This window comes from Serratia sp. NPDC078593 (assembly GCF_050268245.1).
Taxonomy (GTDB): Bacteria; Pseudomonadota; Gammaproteobacteria; order Enterobacterales; family Enterobacteriaceae; genus JBNNGK01.
Map to the genome: position 1 here is coordinate 182574 of NZ_JBNNGK010000009.1, position 14977 is coordinate 197550.

17 protein-coding genes are annotated in these 14977 nt (G+C 50.9%); 14 read left to right on the top strand and 3 right to left on the bottom strand.

What is annotated here, in order from left to right:
- Positions 1 to 93 precede the first annotated feature (93 nt).
- Positions 94 to 1584, bottom strand: a complete 1491-nt coding sequence (locus ACQKDS_RS12330) for a UxaA family hydrolase (RefSeq protein WP_399670717.1) — start codon at positions 1582 to 1584, stop codon at positions 94 to 96.
- A 19-nt stretch (positions 1585 to 1603) separates the two neighbouring features.
- Entirely contained in the window at positions 1604 to 3016 is a 1413-nt protein-coding gene (gene uxaC, locus ACQKDS_RS12335; protein WP_399670720.1) for a glucuronate isomerase, read from the bottom strand.
- A 285-nt stretch (positions 3017 to 3301) separates the two neighbouring features.
- Between uxaC and ACQKDS_RS12340 the strand changes: the two genes are divergently transcribed.
- From ACQKDS_RS12340 to ACQKDS_RS12395, 12 genes are all read left to right on the top strand, one after another.
- Positions 3302 to 4600 (top strand): MFS transporter, encoded by a 1299-nt coding sequence (locus tag ACQKDS_RS12340; RefSeq protein WP_399670723.1) that lies wholly within the window; start codon positions 3302 to 3304, stop codon positions 4598 to 4600.
- 119 nt (positions 4601 to 4719) lie between these two features.
- Positions 4720 to 5496 (top strand): transcriptional regulator ExuR, encoded by a 777-nt coding sequence (gene exuR, locus ACQKDS_RS12345; protein ID WP_399670726.1) that lies wholly within the window; start codon positions 4720 to 4722, stop codon positions 5494 to 5496.
- A gap of 263 nt (positions 5497 to 5759) precedes the next feature.
- The gene (locus ACQKDS_RS12350) at positions 5760 to 6131 is read left to right on the top strand and encodes a hypothetical protein (protein ID WP_399670729.1); all 372 of its coding nucleotides are present in this window, start codon (positions 5760 to 5762) and stop codon (positions 6129 to 6131) included.
- A 129-nt stretch (positions 6132 to 6260) separates the two neighbouring features.
- Positions 6261 to 6932: a DedA family protein gene (locus ACQKDS_RS12355; RefSeq protein WP_399670732.1), complete on the top strand. Its 672-nt coding sequence runs from the start codon at positions 6261 to 6263 to the stop codon at positions 6930 to 6932.
- A complete protein-coding gene (gene mzrA / locus ACQKDS_RS12360) occupies positions 6929 to 7303 on the top strand; it encodes an EnvZ/OmpR regulon moderator MzrA (protein WP_399670735.1) in 375 nt (124 codons plus the stop codon). The genes ACQKDS_RS12355 and mzrA overlap by 4 nt, the downstream gene beginning before the upstream one ends.
- Positions 7304 to 7502: 199 nt before the next feature.
- Positions 7503 to 7874: a DUF1090 domain-containing protein gene (locus tag ACQKDS_RS12365; protein WP_399670738.1), complete on the top strand. Its 372-nt coding sequence runs from the start codon at positions 7503 to 7505 to the stop codon at positions 7872 to 7874.
- A 163-nt stretch (positions 7875 to 8037) separates the two neighbouring features.
- Positions 8038 to 8343, top strand: a complete 306-nt coding sequence (locus tag ACQKDS_RS12370; RefSeq protein ID WP_399670741.1) for a YqjD family protein — start codon at positions 8038 to 8040, stop codon at positions 8341 to 8343.
- Between the two features lie 2 nt (positions 8344 to 8345).
- Complete coding sequence (locus tag ACQKDS_RS12375; protein ID WP_399670744.1) at positions 8346 to 8747, top strand: phage holin family protein; 402 nt, start codon at positions 8346 to 8348, stop codon at positions 8745 to 8747.
- Positions 8744 to 9031: a YqjK-like family protein gene (locus ACQKDS_RS12380; RefSeq protein ID WP_399670748.1), complete on the top strand. Its 288-nt coding sequence runs from the start codon at positions 8744 to 8746 to the stop codon at positions 9029 to 9031. The genes ACQKDS_RS12375 and ACQKDS_RS12380 overlap by 4 nt, the downstream gene beginning before the upstream one ends.
- Before the next feature lie 288 nt (positions 9032 to 9319).
- Entirely contained in the window at positions 9320 to 9715 is a 396-nt protein-coding gene (locus ACQKDS_RS12385) for a DoxX family protein (RefSeq protein WP_399670784.1), read from the top strand.
- 66 nt (positions 9716 to 9781) lie between these two features.
- A complete protein-coding gene (locus tag ACQKDS_RS12390) occupies positions 9782 to 10768 on the top strand; it encodes a glutathione S-transferase family protein (RefSeq protein ID WP_399670751.1) in 987 nt (328 codons plus the stop codon).
- A complete protein-coding gene (locus ACQKDS_RS12395) occupies positions 10743 to 10919 on the top strand; it encodes a hypothetical protein (protein WP_399670754.1) in 177 nt (58 codons plus the stop codon). The genes ACQKDS_RS12390 and ACQKDS_RS12395 overlap by 26 nt, the downstream gene beginning before the upstream one ends.
- Positions 10920 to 11459: 540 nt before the next feature.
- Here ACQKDS_RS12395 and ACQKDS_RS12400 read toward each other — a convergent pair.
- Complete coding sequence (locus ACQKDS_RS12400) at positions 11460 to 12356, bottom strand: LysR family transcriptional regulator (protein WP_399670757.1); 897 nt, start codon at positions 12354 to 12356, stop codon at positions 11460 to 11462.
- Between the two features lie 107 nt (positions 12357 to 12463).
- On the opposite strand from ACQKDS_RS12400, the gene ACQKDS_RS12405 reads away from it, so the two are divergent.
- Together ACQKDS_RS12405 and ACQKDS_RS12410 are read left to right on the top strand one after the other, a co-directional pair.
- Positions 12464 to 13165 (top strand): pirin family protein, encoded by a 702-nt coding sequence (locus ACQKDS_RS12405; protein WP_399670760.1) that lies wholly within the window; start codon positions 12464 to 12466, stop codon positions 13163 to 13165.
- Positions 13166 to 13920: 755 nt separating this feature from the next.
- Positions 13921 to 14733, top strand: coding sequence for an arginase family protein (locus ACQKDS_RS12410; protein WP_399670763.1), 813 nt, complete (start codon positions 13921 to 13923; stop codon positions 14731 to 14733).
- Positions 14734 to 14977: the final 244 nt, after the last annotated feature.

The window sequence follows — 14977 nt, forward strand, 5'->3', positions numbered from 1 at the left end:
AGCTTGGGCACACCAATCAACGTCATAATGGGTCCCGGCACGTCATTAAATAACAATGAAACGGCATGTGACATTAATCACCTCGGCGTATATTCACAATGTCACGCCGGTTTTAAAAATCGCCAGTTCGCGAAAATCATTGAGTTCATTTTTAGCAGCTTTGCCATTGGCAATCTCAACGATTAAGTCGACAAACTCCGTGAGCACCTGCTCCATTGACATTCCGTGGATCAATCGACCGGCGTCAAAGTCGATCCAATGTGGTTTTCTCGCCGCCAGTTCGCTATTAGTCGCTAGCTTCACCGTAGGTACAAAGCCACCGTAAGGTGTGCCACGCCCGGTACTGAAAAGCACCATGTGACACCCGGCTCCCGCCAGCGCACTGGTGGCTACCGCATCATTCCCCGGCGCACTGAGCAGATTCAACCCTGATTGTTGTAATCGTTCGCCATATTTCAACACATCCACAATCTGGCTTTGCCCCGCCTTTTGCGTACAACCAAGAGACTTCTCTTCCAGCGTGGTGATGCCGCCCGCCTTGTTACCCGGCGAGGGGTTTTCGTAGATCGGTTGGTTATGCGCAATGAAATACTGTTTGAACGCATTAATCATGCTGACCGTTTTGTCAAAAGTCTGCCGATCGCGGCAACGGCTCATTAAAATGCGTTCCGCACCAAACATTTCCGGCACTTCAGTCAGTACGCTGGTGCCGCCGTTGGCAATGACGTAATCAGAGAATCGCCCCAGCAACGGGTTAGCCGTGATACCAGACAGGCCATCGGAACCGCCACATTCCAAACCAAACTTCAGTTCGCTGAGTTTACCCGCCACTCGACGATCGCGACACATCGTCTGATACAGCGCATGCAAATGCGCTAATCCCGCCTCAACCTCATCATCTTGCTGCTGGCAAATCATAAAGCGTACCCGCGTGTTATCCACGCAGCTTAACGTACTGCGGAACACATCGACCTGATTATTTTCGCACCCCAGACCAATCACCAGCACTGCGCCCGCATTCGGGTGGCGCACCATATTTTGCAGCATCGTACGGGTGTTTTCGTGATCTTGCCCCAGTTGCGAACAGCCAAAAGGATGACTGAACAGATGCACCCCATCAATAGCCGCCGCATCGTCGGTTTGCCGCAAAAAACGCTGCTGAATCTGTCGTGCAATGCCGTTAACGCAGCCTACGGTGGGAATGATCCAAAGTTCATTGCGGATCCCCACGGCACCGTTATCACGACGATAAATTTGTACCTCGCGATCTGCTGCTTGCACCGGTAATGTCTGATATTCCGGCTGATACTGATAGCTATCCACGTCGCTGAGGTTGGTTTGAACATTTTCTGAATGGATATGCTCCCCCGGAGTTATGGCTGCAAGCGCATGACCGATCGGCAGACCATATTTGACGATCATTTCGCCCGCAGCAATGGGCGTCAGTGCAAATTTATGCCCCCGCGCTATGGGCTGTAGCAACGTCAAGGGCGTGACATCCTGCCTCAACAGATCACCGGCCTCCAAATCACACAGAGCAACCGCCACGTTATCTTGCGGATGAATTTTAATGGATCGTTGCATACACCAACCCTGAGTCGCGTTATGCCAGTTCGATGGCGAAATACTGTTTGGCATTGTCGAAACAGATGTTTTTCACCATCTCACCTAACAGCGTAATATCCGCTGGCGCTTCGCCGTCTGCGACCCAGCGCCCAATCATTTGGCACAAGATACGTCTGAAATATTCATGGCGCGTATAAGACAGGAAGCTGCGGCTGTCCGTCAGCATGCCAACAAAACGGCTTAACAAGCCTAACTGCGCCAACTGCGTCATCTGACGTTGCATACCGTCTTTTTGATCGTTAAACCACCAACCGGAACCAAACTGCATCTTGCCCGGCGTCCCTTCCCCCTGGAAGTTCCCCACCATGGTGGCGATCACCTCGTTATCGCGCGGATTCAGGCAATAGAGAATGGTTTTTGGCAAGCCCCCTTGTTTCGCCTGTGCATCCAGCAAGCGCGACAGCGGTTGTGCTAACGGCTGGTCATTAATGGAGTCGAAGCCACTATCCGGGCCAATGTGATTAAACATCTTGCTGTTGTTATTGCGTAACGCACCAATATGATATTGCTGCACCCATTCGCGCCGGTGGTATTCAGCCGCCAAAAATAACAGCACCGCACTCTTGAACTGCGCGGTTTGGGCTGGCGTAGAGGCTTTTCCTGCCCGCCGATCGGCAAGGATCTGATCCAATGTGGCATCATCAGAATCAGCGAAGACCACCACATCCAAAGCATGATCGGATACCTTGCAACCGTGGGCGGCAAAGTGATCCATGCGTTTTTTCAATGCCTGACGCAGATCGTCAAAACGGCGAATGCTGATATCAGCCGCCGCTTCCAGTTTTTGCAGGTAATCGATGAACGTTTGGGCATCAATATTGAAGGCTTTATCCGGCCGCCAGCTTGGCAGCACTTTGATGTTGAAACTCCCGTCGGCGGCGATAGCCTTATGGTGACGTAAATCATCAATCGGATCATCAGTGGTACCCACCATTTTCACATTCATCTGCTGCATGATGCCACGGGCGCTGAAGTCATCCTGCATCAACAACGCGTTAGTGCGTTGCCAAATCTCATCGGCGGTGTCGGGTGACAGCAACATGCCGGTAATGCCAAACGGGCGACGCAGCTCCAGATGGGTCCAGTGATACAACGGATTGCCGACAGTATGTGGTACGGTGGCAGCCCAAGCGTTAAATTTCTCACGATCGCTCGCATCGCCGGTACACAAACGTTCCGCTATACCGTTGGTACGCATCGCGCGCCATTTATAGTGATCGCCTTTCAACCAGATATCATAGAGATTTTTGAAGCGATAATTTTCTGCAATCTGCTCTGGCGGCAAGTGACAGTGATAGTCAAAAATGGGCTGCTCCGCCGCGTACTCATGGTAAAGACGCCGAGAAAACGCGTTATCCAACAAAAAATCTTCGCTTAAAAACGTGGTCATATCCGGCTCCTCACCTTGCCTCTCTTTCCGTTTCGCTTTAACGCGTCAAAGTTATCACACCAATTAATCGACCCGTCTAGTTTTTTCATCAACCGCACGCACTTCTTTTACGCTTAAAACCGCATTAAAGCGTAAATAAACACCAAAATAGTTTAACCAAGCGGCCATATTATTGCTGAATTGAATAATCGCTTTTGTGATGTCACTCAACTTTTAAATCTGTATGACAAGTTATTGTCTCGCCACTGGCAACATAAGACGTGTCAAGATTGGAGAGGCTTTCAAATGCGTAAAATCAAAGGGTTACGCTGGTATATGATCGGACTGGTCACCATCGGCACCGTATTGGGTTACCTCACTCGCAACGCTATTGCGGTAGCGGCACCGACTCTGGAAAGCAGTTTGAACATCACCACTCAGCAATATTCCTATATCGTTGCGGCGTACTCCGCCTGTTATACCGTGATGCAACCGGTGGCAGGATATGTGCTTGACGTGCTGGGCACCAAGATTGGTTACGCGATGTTTGCCATCATGTGGGCAGTGTTTTGTATGGGCACCGCATTGGCGAATAGCTGGGGCGGGCTGGCGCTGGCACGCGGAGCGGTCGGGATGGCAGAAGCCGCGATGATCCCTGCCGGGTTGAAGGCCAGCAGTGAATGGTTTCCGGCTAAAGAACGCTCGATTGCCGTGGGTTACTTCAATGTTGGTTCATCGATCGGCGCAATGATCGCCCCACCGTTAGTCGTATGGGCTATCGTCGCACACAGTTGGGAAATGGCGTTTATCATCACCGGCGTGCTGAGCTTGATCTGGGCGATTTGCTGGCTGATTTTTTATAAACACCCTAAAGACCAGAAGAAACTCACCGACGATGAACGCAGCTATATTCTGGACGGCCAGGAAGCCCAACACCAAACCAGCAACGGCAAAAAAATGTCCGCCTGGCAGATCGTGCGCAACCGCCAGTTTTGGGGCATTGCGCTGCCGCGTTTTTTGGCGGAACCCGCTTGGGGAACGTTCAACGCTTGGATCCCGCTGTTTATGTTTAAGGCTTACGGTTTTAACCTGAAAGAAATTGCCATGTTTGCTTGGATGCCCATGTTGTTCGCCGATCTTGGCTGCATCGTCGGCGGCTATTTACCACCGCTCTTCCAAAAGTATTTCAAAGTTAACCTGATCGTTTCCCGCAAATTGGTGGTGACACTGGGTGCCGTGCTGATGATTGGCCCAGGAATGATCGGTTTGTTTTCCAGTCCCTACATCGCCATTGCCTTGCTATGCGTCGGCGGATTTGCCCATCAGGCTCTCTCTGGCGCATTGATTACGCTGTCTTCCGACGTATTTGGCCGAAACGAAGTCGCCACCGCTAACGGCCTGACAGGCATGGCGGCATGGACCGCCAGCACATTGTTCGCCTTGGTCGTGGGTGCATTGGCCGATACGCTAGGCTTTAGCCCGCTGTTTGCCGCACTGTCGGTATTTGATATTCTCGGCGCCATAGCCATCTGGACGATACTGCAAAACCACCCGGCTACTCAATCGGACGCACCTGCGCTGCAACCGGCTACCACCGATCATTAACGGCGCTCAACCCCGGCCCACCACCGGGGTCACGCCCTCTGGGTGACTGGCTACGGCGGTCGATAAGTGGTATAACAGGTCTATTGGTATCTCGCCTTTCCACCCGCAGAGCATTCATTATGGAATTCACCGAAAGCAGACGCTTATACCAGCAATTGGCCGCTGAACTTAAACGACGCATTGAAGGCGGCGTGTATTCGGTTGGCGATAAACTCCCGGCAGAACGTTACATCGCCGAAGAGATGAACGTCAGCCGTACCGTCGTCCGTGAGGCAATCATCATGCTGGAGGTGGAAGGCTACGTTGAGGTACGAAAAGGCTCCGGTATTCACGTCATTTCCAACCAGCAGAAGCATTTAATCGTGCCAGGCGACAGCATCGAGTTCGCCACCGTTGGGCCGTTTGAGCTATTACAGGCGCGTCAGTTAATTGAAAGTAATATTGCTGAATTCGCCGCGACCCAAGTGACCAAACAAGACATCGTTCACTTGATGGCGATCCAGGAAAATGCGCGTCAGGAGGATCGTTTCCGCGATTCGCAGTGGGATCTGAAATTCCACGTCCAAATCGCCTTAGCCACCCAAAATACGGCCATGGCCACTATCGTAGAAAAAATGTGGAGCCAGCGCGCGCACAACCCATACTGGATCAAGCTTCATGAGCATATCGATGAACGCCCCATTGACAGTTGGTGCGACGATCACGATCAGATCCTAAAAGCCCTGATGCGCAAAGATCCAAACGCCGCCAAACTGGCGATGTGGCAACACTTGGAAAACACCAAACAAATGTTGTTCAACGCCACCACCGATGACTTTGAGTTTAACGTTGACCGTTATCTTTTTGCCGAAAACCCGGTGGTACATTTGGATAACGCGGAAAACAGCAATAAATAGCCGTTTACGGTTAAAAAAACGCGGATTATGTCAGGTATTGTAAAATCCGCTGTATCGGTGCTGAAACCACCATTTTCCGTGTAATAATCCGATCTCACCGGCATAGATTTCCCTGTTGCCGATCGTGCTATTTTGCTAGAATCAGACCGTTTTTTTTACCCTTTTGGCCTCGGGAGGCTAAACGCGAATTCATGCGCTGGTTGCTTGCCATGCTTATTGTTCTTTTTTGCTGGACCGGTACGGTCTCCGGCCAAATACTATGCGTGTCGCAATCCACATTCTTCCCTACCGCCTTACCTAACCTGATTGAGGATCACACCTCGGCAACGTCCGGTGATCGGCAAGCTGTCCGTCCGCTGGCTGATTTACGCCGTAATGCGCCCGGAAAGTTACCGCAGCGATTGCAGCGGGGTCAGTCTTATCCTTGCTCACTGTTTTCTACTGCACTGCTGACGCCAGTCTACGTTTTATCGAAAACGCTAGGTGACAGCAAACCGCCATCTCAAGCGGTGCCGGCACCCAACCGGCTGCACCAGGTCAACTGGGCACTGCACTCTTCTCGCCTGCAAAGTCGCATAGGCGGATGGAAAGAGAGCAATATGCTTTACCGAGGCTCGCTGACTTACCACTCATGATCGGTGTCGCAACATAAGAACCAAAAAGCAACCCCGAATCATTACCAGCACCGGATCGCCCGCGCGCTTTCAGCCCTTCCCGATCCGACGCTGAGAGAAGAACAAGCACTGACGTTTTAGGAACACTGGATGGATATCATTAAACAACTGTTAGATGCCTTATGGCAGCAGGACTTCGAAACGCTAGCAAACCCTTCGCTGGTGTGGACGCTGTACGTATTGCTGTTCATGATTCTTTTTTTGGAAAACGGATTGTTGCCCGCCGCTTTCCTGCCCGGTGACAGCCTGCTGATTTTGGTCGGTGTGTTGGTCGCCAAAGGCACAATGAACTTTCCACTCACCATTTTTATCCTCACTGTCGCCGCCAGCCTGGGGTGCTGGGTCAGTTACATACAGGGTAAGTGGTTGGGAAATACCAGTACGGTACAGGGCTGGCTAGCGCATTTGCCCGCGCATTATCATCAACGGGCGCATCAATTATTCCACCGTCACGGTTTATCTGCGCTGCTGGTTGGCCGCTTCTTGGCATTTGTGCGTACCTTATTGCCAACCATCGCCGGCCTGTCCGGCCTGAGCAATGCCCGTTTCCAATTCTTCAACTGGATGAGCGGCCTGCTGTGGGTACTGATTCTCACCTCTCTGGGTTTCGCTTTGGGTAAAACGCCGGTGTTCCGTAAGTATGAAGATCAGCTCATGTTCTGCCTAATGCTGCTACCTTTGGTGCTGTTGGTCGTTGGGCTGGTGGGCTCGCTGATTGTCCTGTGGCGTAAGAAACGTGCTGACCAGGGGAAAGGCGCGTGAACGCTAAACGCCCGCGTTGGCAATACATATTGATGATTGCGCTGGCTTTATTGACGCTGTCTAGCATGCTGATCCCTGCAATGGTTCGCACTGAAAATGAGTTACGTATTCGCACCAACCAGCATGGGTTGTCATTGCCAGATGGTTTTTATGTGTATCAGCGCTTGGATGAACGTGGCATTCGCATCAAAAGCATTACCCCTGAAGGTAACGGGCTGGTGATTCGTCTGGACTCACCCGAGCAGCAGCGCCTAGCGCGTGAAGCCCTGCAAACTATTCTTCCTCCTGGATATACCATTGCATTGAGCGAACCGCCCGTGCCCACACAGTGGGTGCAACAGTTTGCGCGCTCCCCAGTGGATATGGGATAATCCCATATCCAGAACAAGGTCTATGTTAAGTAAATGAATAGACAGACATCGGCCAGTTATCTCTGATTTTTTGGTATCTGCGCAATTTATGACTATGCTAAATAACACCGTCAGACGTTGCGCATATGCCTGACGTACTGCCCTACTGGCAGCAGGAAATGGATGCAAAATCATGCATCCCTTAACAAGGAATTGATACATGAAACTTCGCCACGCTACGTTACTCGCACTCCCACTTTTTGTATTTTCTACTCTGTCTGCAGCAGCAGGGAGCGGGTGTGCAGCTAAAGCGCAAGAAATACAGCAGCAAATCGACTATGCCACTCAGCATGGTAACCCTCATCAAATCGATGGGCTAAAAACGGCACTGAGCGAAGTGCAAACCCATTGCACCGAAGACGGCTTGCAAAACAAGCGCCAGAACAAAATCGACAAGAAACAGCACAAGGTCACTGAACGCCAGCAAGAGCTGAAAGAAGCTCAGCAAACCGGTAAAGCAGATAAGATCGCCAAGAAACAGCGCAAGCTGGAGGAAGCGCAAGCTGAACTTAAAGAAGCTCTGGCCAAGTAATTATTTAGCCTCAGCGAAATTATCGCTAGGTACCGCGACAGGCGGGATTTTTATCCCGCCTGATAGATTTAATTAGTGAAATCAACCAAGCCTCCCCTTTGCTTGGGCGAAAAAATCCGCTATGTTGAAGTCTCTCGGAATGAAAAGTTAAGGAGTTATCGAAATGGCACATGATTCAAATGCTGAAAATTTACGCGCTGAACTGAAGTCCTTAGCCGATACGCTAGAAGAAGTGTTGAACTCTTCCACCGATAAACCGAAAGCCGAACTGGAAAAACTACGCTCTAAAGCCGAAGGCGCTTTGAAGGATACCCGCGCCCGCTTGAGCGATGCAGGAGACAAGTTCGCTCATCAAACCAAACAAATTGCTGGCCAAGCCGACGACTATGTACGTGACAACCCGTGGACCGGTATTGGTATCGGCGCTGCGGTTGGCGTTGTGTTGGGCGTTCTGCTGGCGCGTCGCTGATTATGGCAGAACAGCCGCATAATCGTGCTCAGGGCCCCGCCAAAGGGGTCCTGGATATTGGCCAGCGCATTATCACCATTCTGGTCAGTATGGTAGAAACACGGGTACGTCTTGCCGTCGTCGAACTGGAAGAGGAAAAAGCCAATCTCTTCCAATTGCTGCTGATGGCTGGCCTTTCCTTGCTGTTTACTGCTTTTGGCCTGATGAGTTTACTGATTCTGATTTTTTGGGCGATTGACCCGGTCTACCGGGTGATGGCATTAGGAACGACGACGGCCGTTCTGTTGTTATTCGCCATTATCGGGATCATCTGGACGTTAGCCAAAGCTAAACGCACCACCTTGTTGAGCGAAACGCGTAAACAGCTGGAGCAAGACCGCGCAGCATTGGGAGGGGATAAATGAATCGCCGCCAATACCGTGAGTGGAGAAAAGCTAAATTGCTCCGCCAGATCCAGCAACAGCGCCGGGATCTGGCCGACAACAAAGAGCAATGGCTAGATAAAACGGAACATATCGACCGTGGTTATCAAACCGTTTTCGGAATGCGCAAATACCTGCTCATTGGTTCAAGCGTCGTTGCCTTATATGGTCTGCGTCATCCGACCAAGTTAATCCGCTGGTCACGCCGCGCATTTGGCGCCTGGGGCACACTAAAACTGGTTCGCAAAACGCTTTCGCCTAAGTAACCCTTTTCCTTCAATTATCCCGCTTATTTTGCCTGCCTCTGATTGGCGTTTTCCTTTTCCATCATCAACGCAATATTCAACTGCTTGATTGACCACATCTTATTAGCGAGCTAAATATTCAGAATTTTTGAAAAATTACGACAGTTTTACTTGCTAACAACCTGCCATATTCGCGTTTAACATTCTCTCCATCGAAAAGACACGGCATAACCGGCCCACAAGCCGCGTATGCCGCCTAGTTAAAGCTAACGCCGTCAGTGGCGCAAAAAATCACCTGTGGAGTGAATGATGAAAAAATTAGAAGATGCTGGTTTGCTGGTGGCGCGCGTTTTAATGCCTATCCTGTTCATTGTGGCAGGTTACGGCAAAATGGGTGATGCTTATGCAGGTACGCAACAATATATGCAAGCGATGGGTGTCCCAGGGTTCTTACTGCCGCTGACCATTCTGCTGGAGTTCGGTGGCGGTCTGGCTATTCTGTTTGGGTTCCTGACACGCACAACCGCGCTGTTCACTGCCGGTTTCACCATTTTGACCGCACTGCTGTTCCACACCAACTTCGCTGAAGGCGTGAATCAGCTGATGTTTATGAAAAACCTGACTATAGCCGGTGGCTATATCGTTCTGGCCATTGCAGGGCCTGGCGCATTTAGCCTCGATCGCCTGTTAAACAAGAAATGGTAAGGTAGCTCTGCACTCATAAGCCAGGTTCGCCTGGCTCTACCGCCCCAATACACCAAGGAGATTCCTATGGGACAACTCGTTGACGGCATTTGGCAAGACATCTGGTATGACACTAAATCCACCGGCGGCCGTTTCAAGCGTTCAACTTCTCAGTTCCGTAACTGGATCACCCCGGACGGACGGCCTGGCGAACATGGCACCGGCGGTTTTAGCGCGGAAAAAGATCGTTATCACCTTTATGTCTCTCTCGCCTGCCCGTGGGCGCACCGTACCCTACTGATGCGCAAGCTGAAAGGGCTTGAGCAGCTGATTCCTGTTTCAGTAGTACACCCGCTAATGTTGGAAAACGGTTGGACTTTTGGCGAGGATTTCCCTGCGGCAACCGGTGATGAACTCTATCACGATGATTTCCTTTACCAACTTTATCTGCGTGCCGATCCTCACTACAGCGGCCGCGTCACCGTTCCGGTACTTTGGGATAAGCAACAACAAACCATCGTCAGTAACGAATCAGCTGACATCATTCGCATATTTAACAGTGCGTTTGACGGTGTGGGCGCACGCGCCGGGGATTATTACCCGCAAGATCTGCGTGAAAAAATTGACCAATTGAACGGTTGGATTTACGAATCCGTTAACAACGGTGTATATAAAGCCGGTTTCGCCACCAGCCAAGAGGCTTACGATGAGGCTGTCAGCGGCGTATTCACTTCACTGGCACGATTAGAGCAAATTTTAGGTCAGCAGCGTTACCTGACAGGTGACCGCCTTACCGAAGCAGATCTGCGCCTATGGACCACTTTGGTGCGATTTGATCCAGTGTATGTCACCCACTTCAAGTGTGATAAACATCGCATCAGTGATTATCTCAATCTTTATGGTTTTCTGCGCGACATCTATCAAATGCCAGGCATCGCCGAAACGGTCAATATGGCACACATTCGTCACCACTATTATCGCAGTCACGCCACCATCAACCCGCACGGTATTATTTCCATTGGCACGGCGCAGGATCTGGATGAGCCACATGGCCGTGATCAACGTTTTCGTTAATCCACTACGCCGTGCTTGTCAGTTAATCTTGCACGATGTTAACGGGCGCGGCATGCCACGCACCTGCGTCATGTTATTACAGTCCGCCACCCGCTATCACTATCCGCGTAGTGGCCGGGCATGCCCGACCTGCCGTGACGTTGCCGGGTAATGTTAACTGGCGCGCATGGCCTATCATCGGGTTCGAACCTGTTCGCCCTATATATGGCATCGAGTGATGTTAATGGGCGCGGCATGCCACGCCCCTACGTCATGTTATCGCAGTCCACTACCCGCTATCACTATCCGCGTAGTGGCCGGGCATGCCCGGCCTGCCGTGACGTTGCCGGGTAATGTTAACTGGCGCGCATGGCCTATCATCGGGTTCGAACCTGTTCGCCCTATATATGGCATCGAGTGATATTAATGGGCGCGGCATGCCACGCCCCTGCGTCATGTTATTACAGTCTGTCACCCGCTATCACTATCCGCGTAGTGGCCGGGCATGTCCGGCCTGCCGTGACATTGCCGGATAATGTTAACTGGCGCGCATTGCCCTATCATCGGGTTCGAACCTGTTCGCCCTATATATGGCATCGAGTGATATTAACGGGCGTGGCATGCCGCGCCCCTACGTCATGATATCGCGGAGCCCCACAACGCCACCCGGCATCAACATCCGCGTAGTGGCCGGGCATGCCGGGCCTGCAGATTAGCGCTGCGCAAACAAACGCGGTATTTCGCGCAAGAACCACGCCTTAGCCTCACCCATACTGTCACGCCGCCAAGCCATGATGATCTCCGCCTCACGGCTGTACTCCGGGCCGACCACCCGCAAACGCCCGGCTTTAATATCATCTTCCACCATCGGATACGGCATCGTAGCAACACCCAACCCGGCTAACAGCGCCCGACGTTTATCTTCAATGGTACTCACCGTCAAACGCTGCTGTTTATCTAACAATTGCACCGTCAGTACCGGCCTTTCACGCGCGGTATCTGCCACCGCGATGCCGCGGTATTTCACCCGTGTCGTTTCCGACAGCGGCTCCGGCTCCAGATGAATCGGGTGTTCCGGTGCCGCAACATAAACACTCATGACCTTATACAGCTTACGCGTGTTAATTTCCGAAGAGGCGCGAAAGTGCATATCCGGCGCAATAACGATATCGGCACGCCCTTGCTCCAATCGCTCCCAAGCGCCAGCAAGCACCTCCGTGAAAATAGACACTTGAGTGTTCGCTTTCAACGCCAGCTTATCGACCAGAGGAAATAATAGACTTGGCGGGGAAAGTGCCTCACTGACAATAGTCAGATGCGTTTCCCAACCACGCGCCAACGCTTCAGCATCGGTCGTCAGTTTGTCTGCGGCCTCCAGTAACACTCGTCCACGCTCCAACAGCATCCGCCCAACATTGGTAAATTTGGTACGGTGGCCAGAGCGGTCAAATAACACCACATCCAACTCTTCTTCCAGTTTTTGCATGGTGTAACTAAGCGCAGATGGCACACGCCCCAACTCATCGGCCGCGGCCGCAAAACTACCACGTCGGTCAATCGCATCCATTACCCGTAACGCCTCAAGCGTTAAAGCCCGATCTCTGGCCATCGTATCTCTCTGTCAGGAAATTTGAACATACCGACCAGATTAACTGGCTAACAATACGCCGTCCAGATGCTTACCATTGAGTCAGTGAAATTAGAGAACCGATTGCCATGATTACGTGCAGAACAGCAGAACAATGCGGGCAGGCTGACTTCGGTTGGCTTCAGGCTCGCTATACCTTTTCTTTTGGGCATTACTTTGATCCTACGTTGATGGGATACGCCTCGCTGCGGGTACTGAATCAGGAAGTGCTGATGCCCGGCGCATCGTTTCAACCACGAACTTATCCCAACGTCGATATCCTAAATCTGATCCTGCAAGGTGAAGCTGAATACCGCGATAGCGATGGTAACACCGTACGTGCCACAGCCGGAGACGCGCTGTTATTGGCAACCCAACCTGGGCTAAGCTACAGCGAGAAAAACAGTAGTCATTCGATACCCTTGACTCGGCTACAGCTCTGGCTAGATACCTGCCCGGAGCGCAGCAATGAGCGTTTACAGCGTATGACATTACCGCAACAGGCTCATACGCTACTGGCATCACCGGATGGTGTGCAGAACAGCCTGCATCTACGCCAGCAAGTCTGGATTCACCACCTCGATTTACAGCCGGGAGAGGAGCAGACGTTAGCGTTGAACGGAGCTCGGGCGTATTTACAATCGATCCATGGTTCATTTTCCGCCGTTGGCGATCAAAATGCCGCGCAACACCTTGCCTGCGGCGATGGCGCATTCGTGCACGATGAACGCCACCTCACCTTACGCGCTAATACCCCGCTGCGCGCGTTGTTAATTGATTTACCGGTATGATCGAACGGCAGAAAGATTGGCGCGTCGCAAACTGAAAAGCGAACCCCGCTTAACTGACATTACGTGGGGTGAGCAATAGCAGGGCTGATCGGTAACGCGGCCACACGACGAGTCTGGCTAACAAGCCGCGCCCTGCGGTATTTGTAGATGATTAATTGCCAGCCCCTCACTTATTTGTCATATATTCTTGCAATTTGGTGTTGATTTAAGAAGAAATTAAGCACTAATCTTCCCACCAATTTGATCCGTTAACGGAAATATCTCAGCATTCGTTAGCGCTGCTTAGCAGTTTAAAGCCTCATCTTATTAATGAACCCAATGTTTGGAAAATAACATACGGGCTCTTTGCGCTGAAAATAGCTCACCTCACTGACGTTCAACTCTGCCATGATCGGTATAGATACCCCCTAAAGCGAACAGAGCCACAACTTGTTCGTCAGTGGCTTAGTTCAGTCAGCCATCATCTGCACCTCCACAGCTAACCCGCTTCATACCCGCCGTAAGTCGCTCTGCGATGAGGTCTTTATCCGCTCGATGATCGCCTGATCCACAAACGAAAAACAGCACAATCCTCGCCCCTAAACGGATAATCTTCACATATTTTGCCTGCAACATCTCAACCGTTTGCAACATAAATTAGACCACTACACCGAACCAACAGAACGACTTAATATTTAAGTGCCGCAAAATTTGACTTCTCAACATTCTGGTTTATACATAAATCTTGTTAATTAAAATGTAAGGGGATGTTAAAAATGATGTATCAGATAATTTGCTCGCAAGGACGCGTTGGAGACAAGACTGATTCAACGCTGAGGGGAGCAAAGCTAACCGCCGATTTGCTGGAGCAAAAATTGGGGATGAAGGCCACATTTTTGGGGAACCCCTCGCCAGGGAAAGATGATACATGGGAAACCTGTTTACCTGAGGCAGCGACGACATTAACCCAGCTACAAAGCGAACTCCGTCAAGATCTGGAACGCGCGGGAACCTCTATTCTGGCATTGAATACGTGCTCTACCAGTTTAGCGACGCTGCCCGCCGTTGTTGCCAAGCATCCCGACGTAAAAATATTGTGGATAGATGCTCACGGGGATTTTAATACTCCATCAACCTCTGAAACCGGATACTTAGGCGGTATGGTGTTAGGGGCAGTGTGCGGCCTATGGCAAAGTGGCTATGGCGCAGGCGTTAAGCCTGAGCAGGTCGTGTTAGTCGGTGCGCATGATATCGATGAAAAAGAACGAGAACTGCTAACCAGTCACAACATTAAAATAATCCCCCCTAAAAATGTCACACCCGACGAAATCGTAAAGGTTATCGGGAATTCTAAGGTCTGGATTCATATTGATTGGGACGTGCTCGAACCCGGTGAAATTAATGCAGATTACAAGGTTCATGGGGGAATATGTTTAGCTCAACTTGTCGAAACTGTTCAACAAATCCCGCGAGAGCAAGTTTTAGGTTTGGAGCTCGCCGAGTTTAGTGCCGACGATGTTGACTCAGCGTTAAATAAAAAATCCCTGTCTAATATTCTTTCCGTGGTGGATGCATTGTTTTTGAAATGAGGGTTTTCCATGAGCGTTTTTACAGATAAAGTATCGCCAGCCCCCGCTTTAATTGAAGACAGAAAAATTTTATTTACTCATTCAGAACTTATAGACTTGATACCCACGCTTTGTAACTGGAAAAAAAACGCATGGGAGCAGTTTAGTTTTGTAGTGGCACACTGAATTTGGCCACCTGAATAGAGGTGGTATCATCACCTCACAGTCAAAACAGGTGACATTATGACCGGACGTAACAGACGCA

What these genes read in the sequence shown, in the direction of transcription:
- ACQKDS_RS12400 (WP_399670757.1), bottom strand. Translation starts at nt 12,356, where the DNA reads ATGGCCAGAGATCGGGCTTTAACGCTTGAGGCGTTACGGGTAATGGAT.
- ACQKDS_RS12410 (WP_399670763.1), top strand. Translation starts at nt 13,921, where the DNA reads ATGATGTATCAGATAATTTGCTCGCAAGGACGCGTTGGAGACAAGACT.
- ACQKDS_RS12330 (WP_399670717.1), bottom strand. Translation starts at nt 1,584, where the DNA reads ATGCAACGATCCATTAAAATTCATCCGCAAGATAACGTGGCGGTTGCT.
- ACQKDS_RS12365 (WP_399670738.1), top strand. Translation starts at nt 7,503, where the DNA reads ATGAAACTTCGCCACGCTACGTTACTCGCACTCCCACTTTTTGTATTT.
- ACQKDS_RS12340 (WP_399670723.1), top strand. Translation starts at nt 3,302, where the DNA reads ATGCGTAAAATCAAAGGGTTACGCTGGTATATGATCGGACTGGTCACC.
- ACQKDS_RS12385 (WP_399670784.1), top strand. Translation starts at nt 9,320, where the DNA reads ATGAAAAAATTAGAAGATGCTGGTTTGCTGGTGGCGCGCGTTTTAATG.
- ACQKDS_RS12370 (WP_399670741.1), top strand. Translation starts at nt 8,038, where the DNA reads ATGGCACATGATTCAAATGCTGAAAATTTACGCGCTGAACTGAAGTCC.
- ACQKDS_RS12380 (WP_399670748.1), top strand. Translation starts at nt 8,744, where the DNA reads ATGAATCGCCGCCAATACCGTGAGTGGAGAAAAGCTAAATTGCTCCGC.
- uxaC (WP_399670720.1), bottom strand. Translation starts at nt 3,016, where the DNA reads ATGACCACGTTTTTAAGCGAAGATTTTTTGTTGGATAACGCGTTTTCT.
- ACQKDS_RS12395 (WP_399670754.1), top strand. Translation starts at nt 10,743, where the DNA reads ATGGCCGTGATCAACGTTTTCGTTAATCCACTACGCCGTGCTTGTCAG.
- ACQKDS_RS12390 (WP_399670751.1), top strand. Translation starts at nt 9,782, where the DNA reads ATGGGACAACTCGTTGACGGCATTTGGCAAGACATCTGGTATGACACT.
- exuR (WP_399670726.1), top strand. Translation starts at nt 4,720, where the DNA reads ATGGAATTCACCGAAAGCAGACGCTTATACCAGCAATTGGCCGCTGAA.
- ACQKDS_RS12375 (WP_399670744.1), top strand. Translation starts at nt 8,346, where the DNA reads ATGGCAGAACAGCCGCATAATCGTGCTCAGGGCCCCGCCAAAGGGGTC.
- ACQKDS_RS12405 (WP_399670760.1), top strand. Translation starts at nt 12,464, where the DNA reads ATGATTACGTGCAGAACAGCAGAACAATGCGGGCAGGCTGACTTCGGT.
- ACQKDS_RS12355 (WP_399670732.1), top strand. Translation starts at nt 6,261, where the DNA reads ATGGATATCATTAAACAACTGTTAGATGCCTTATGGCAGCAGGACTTC.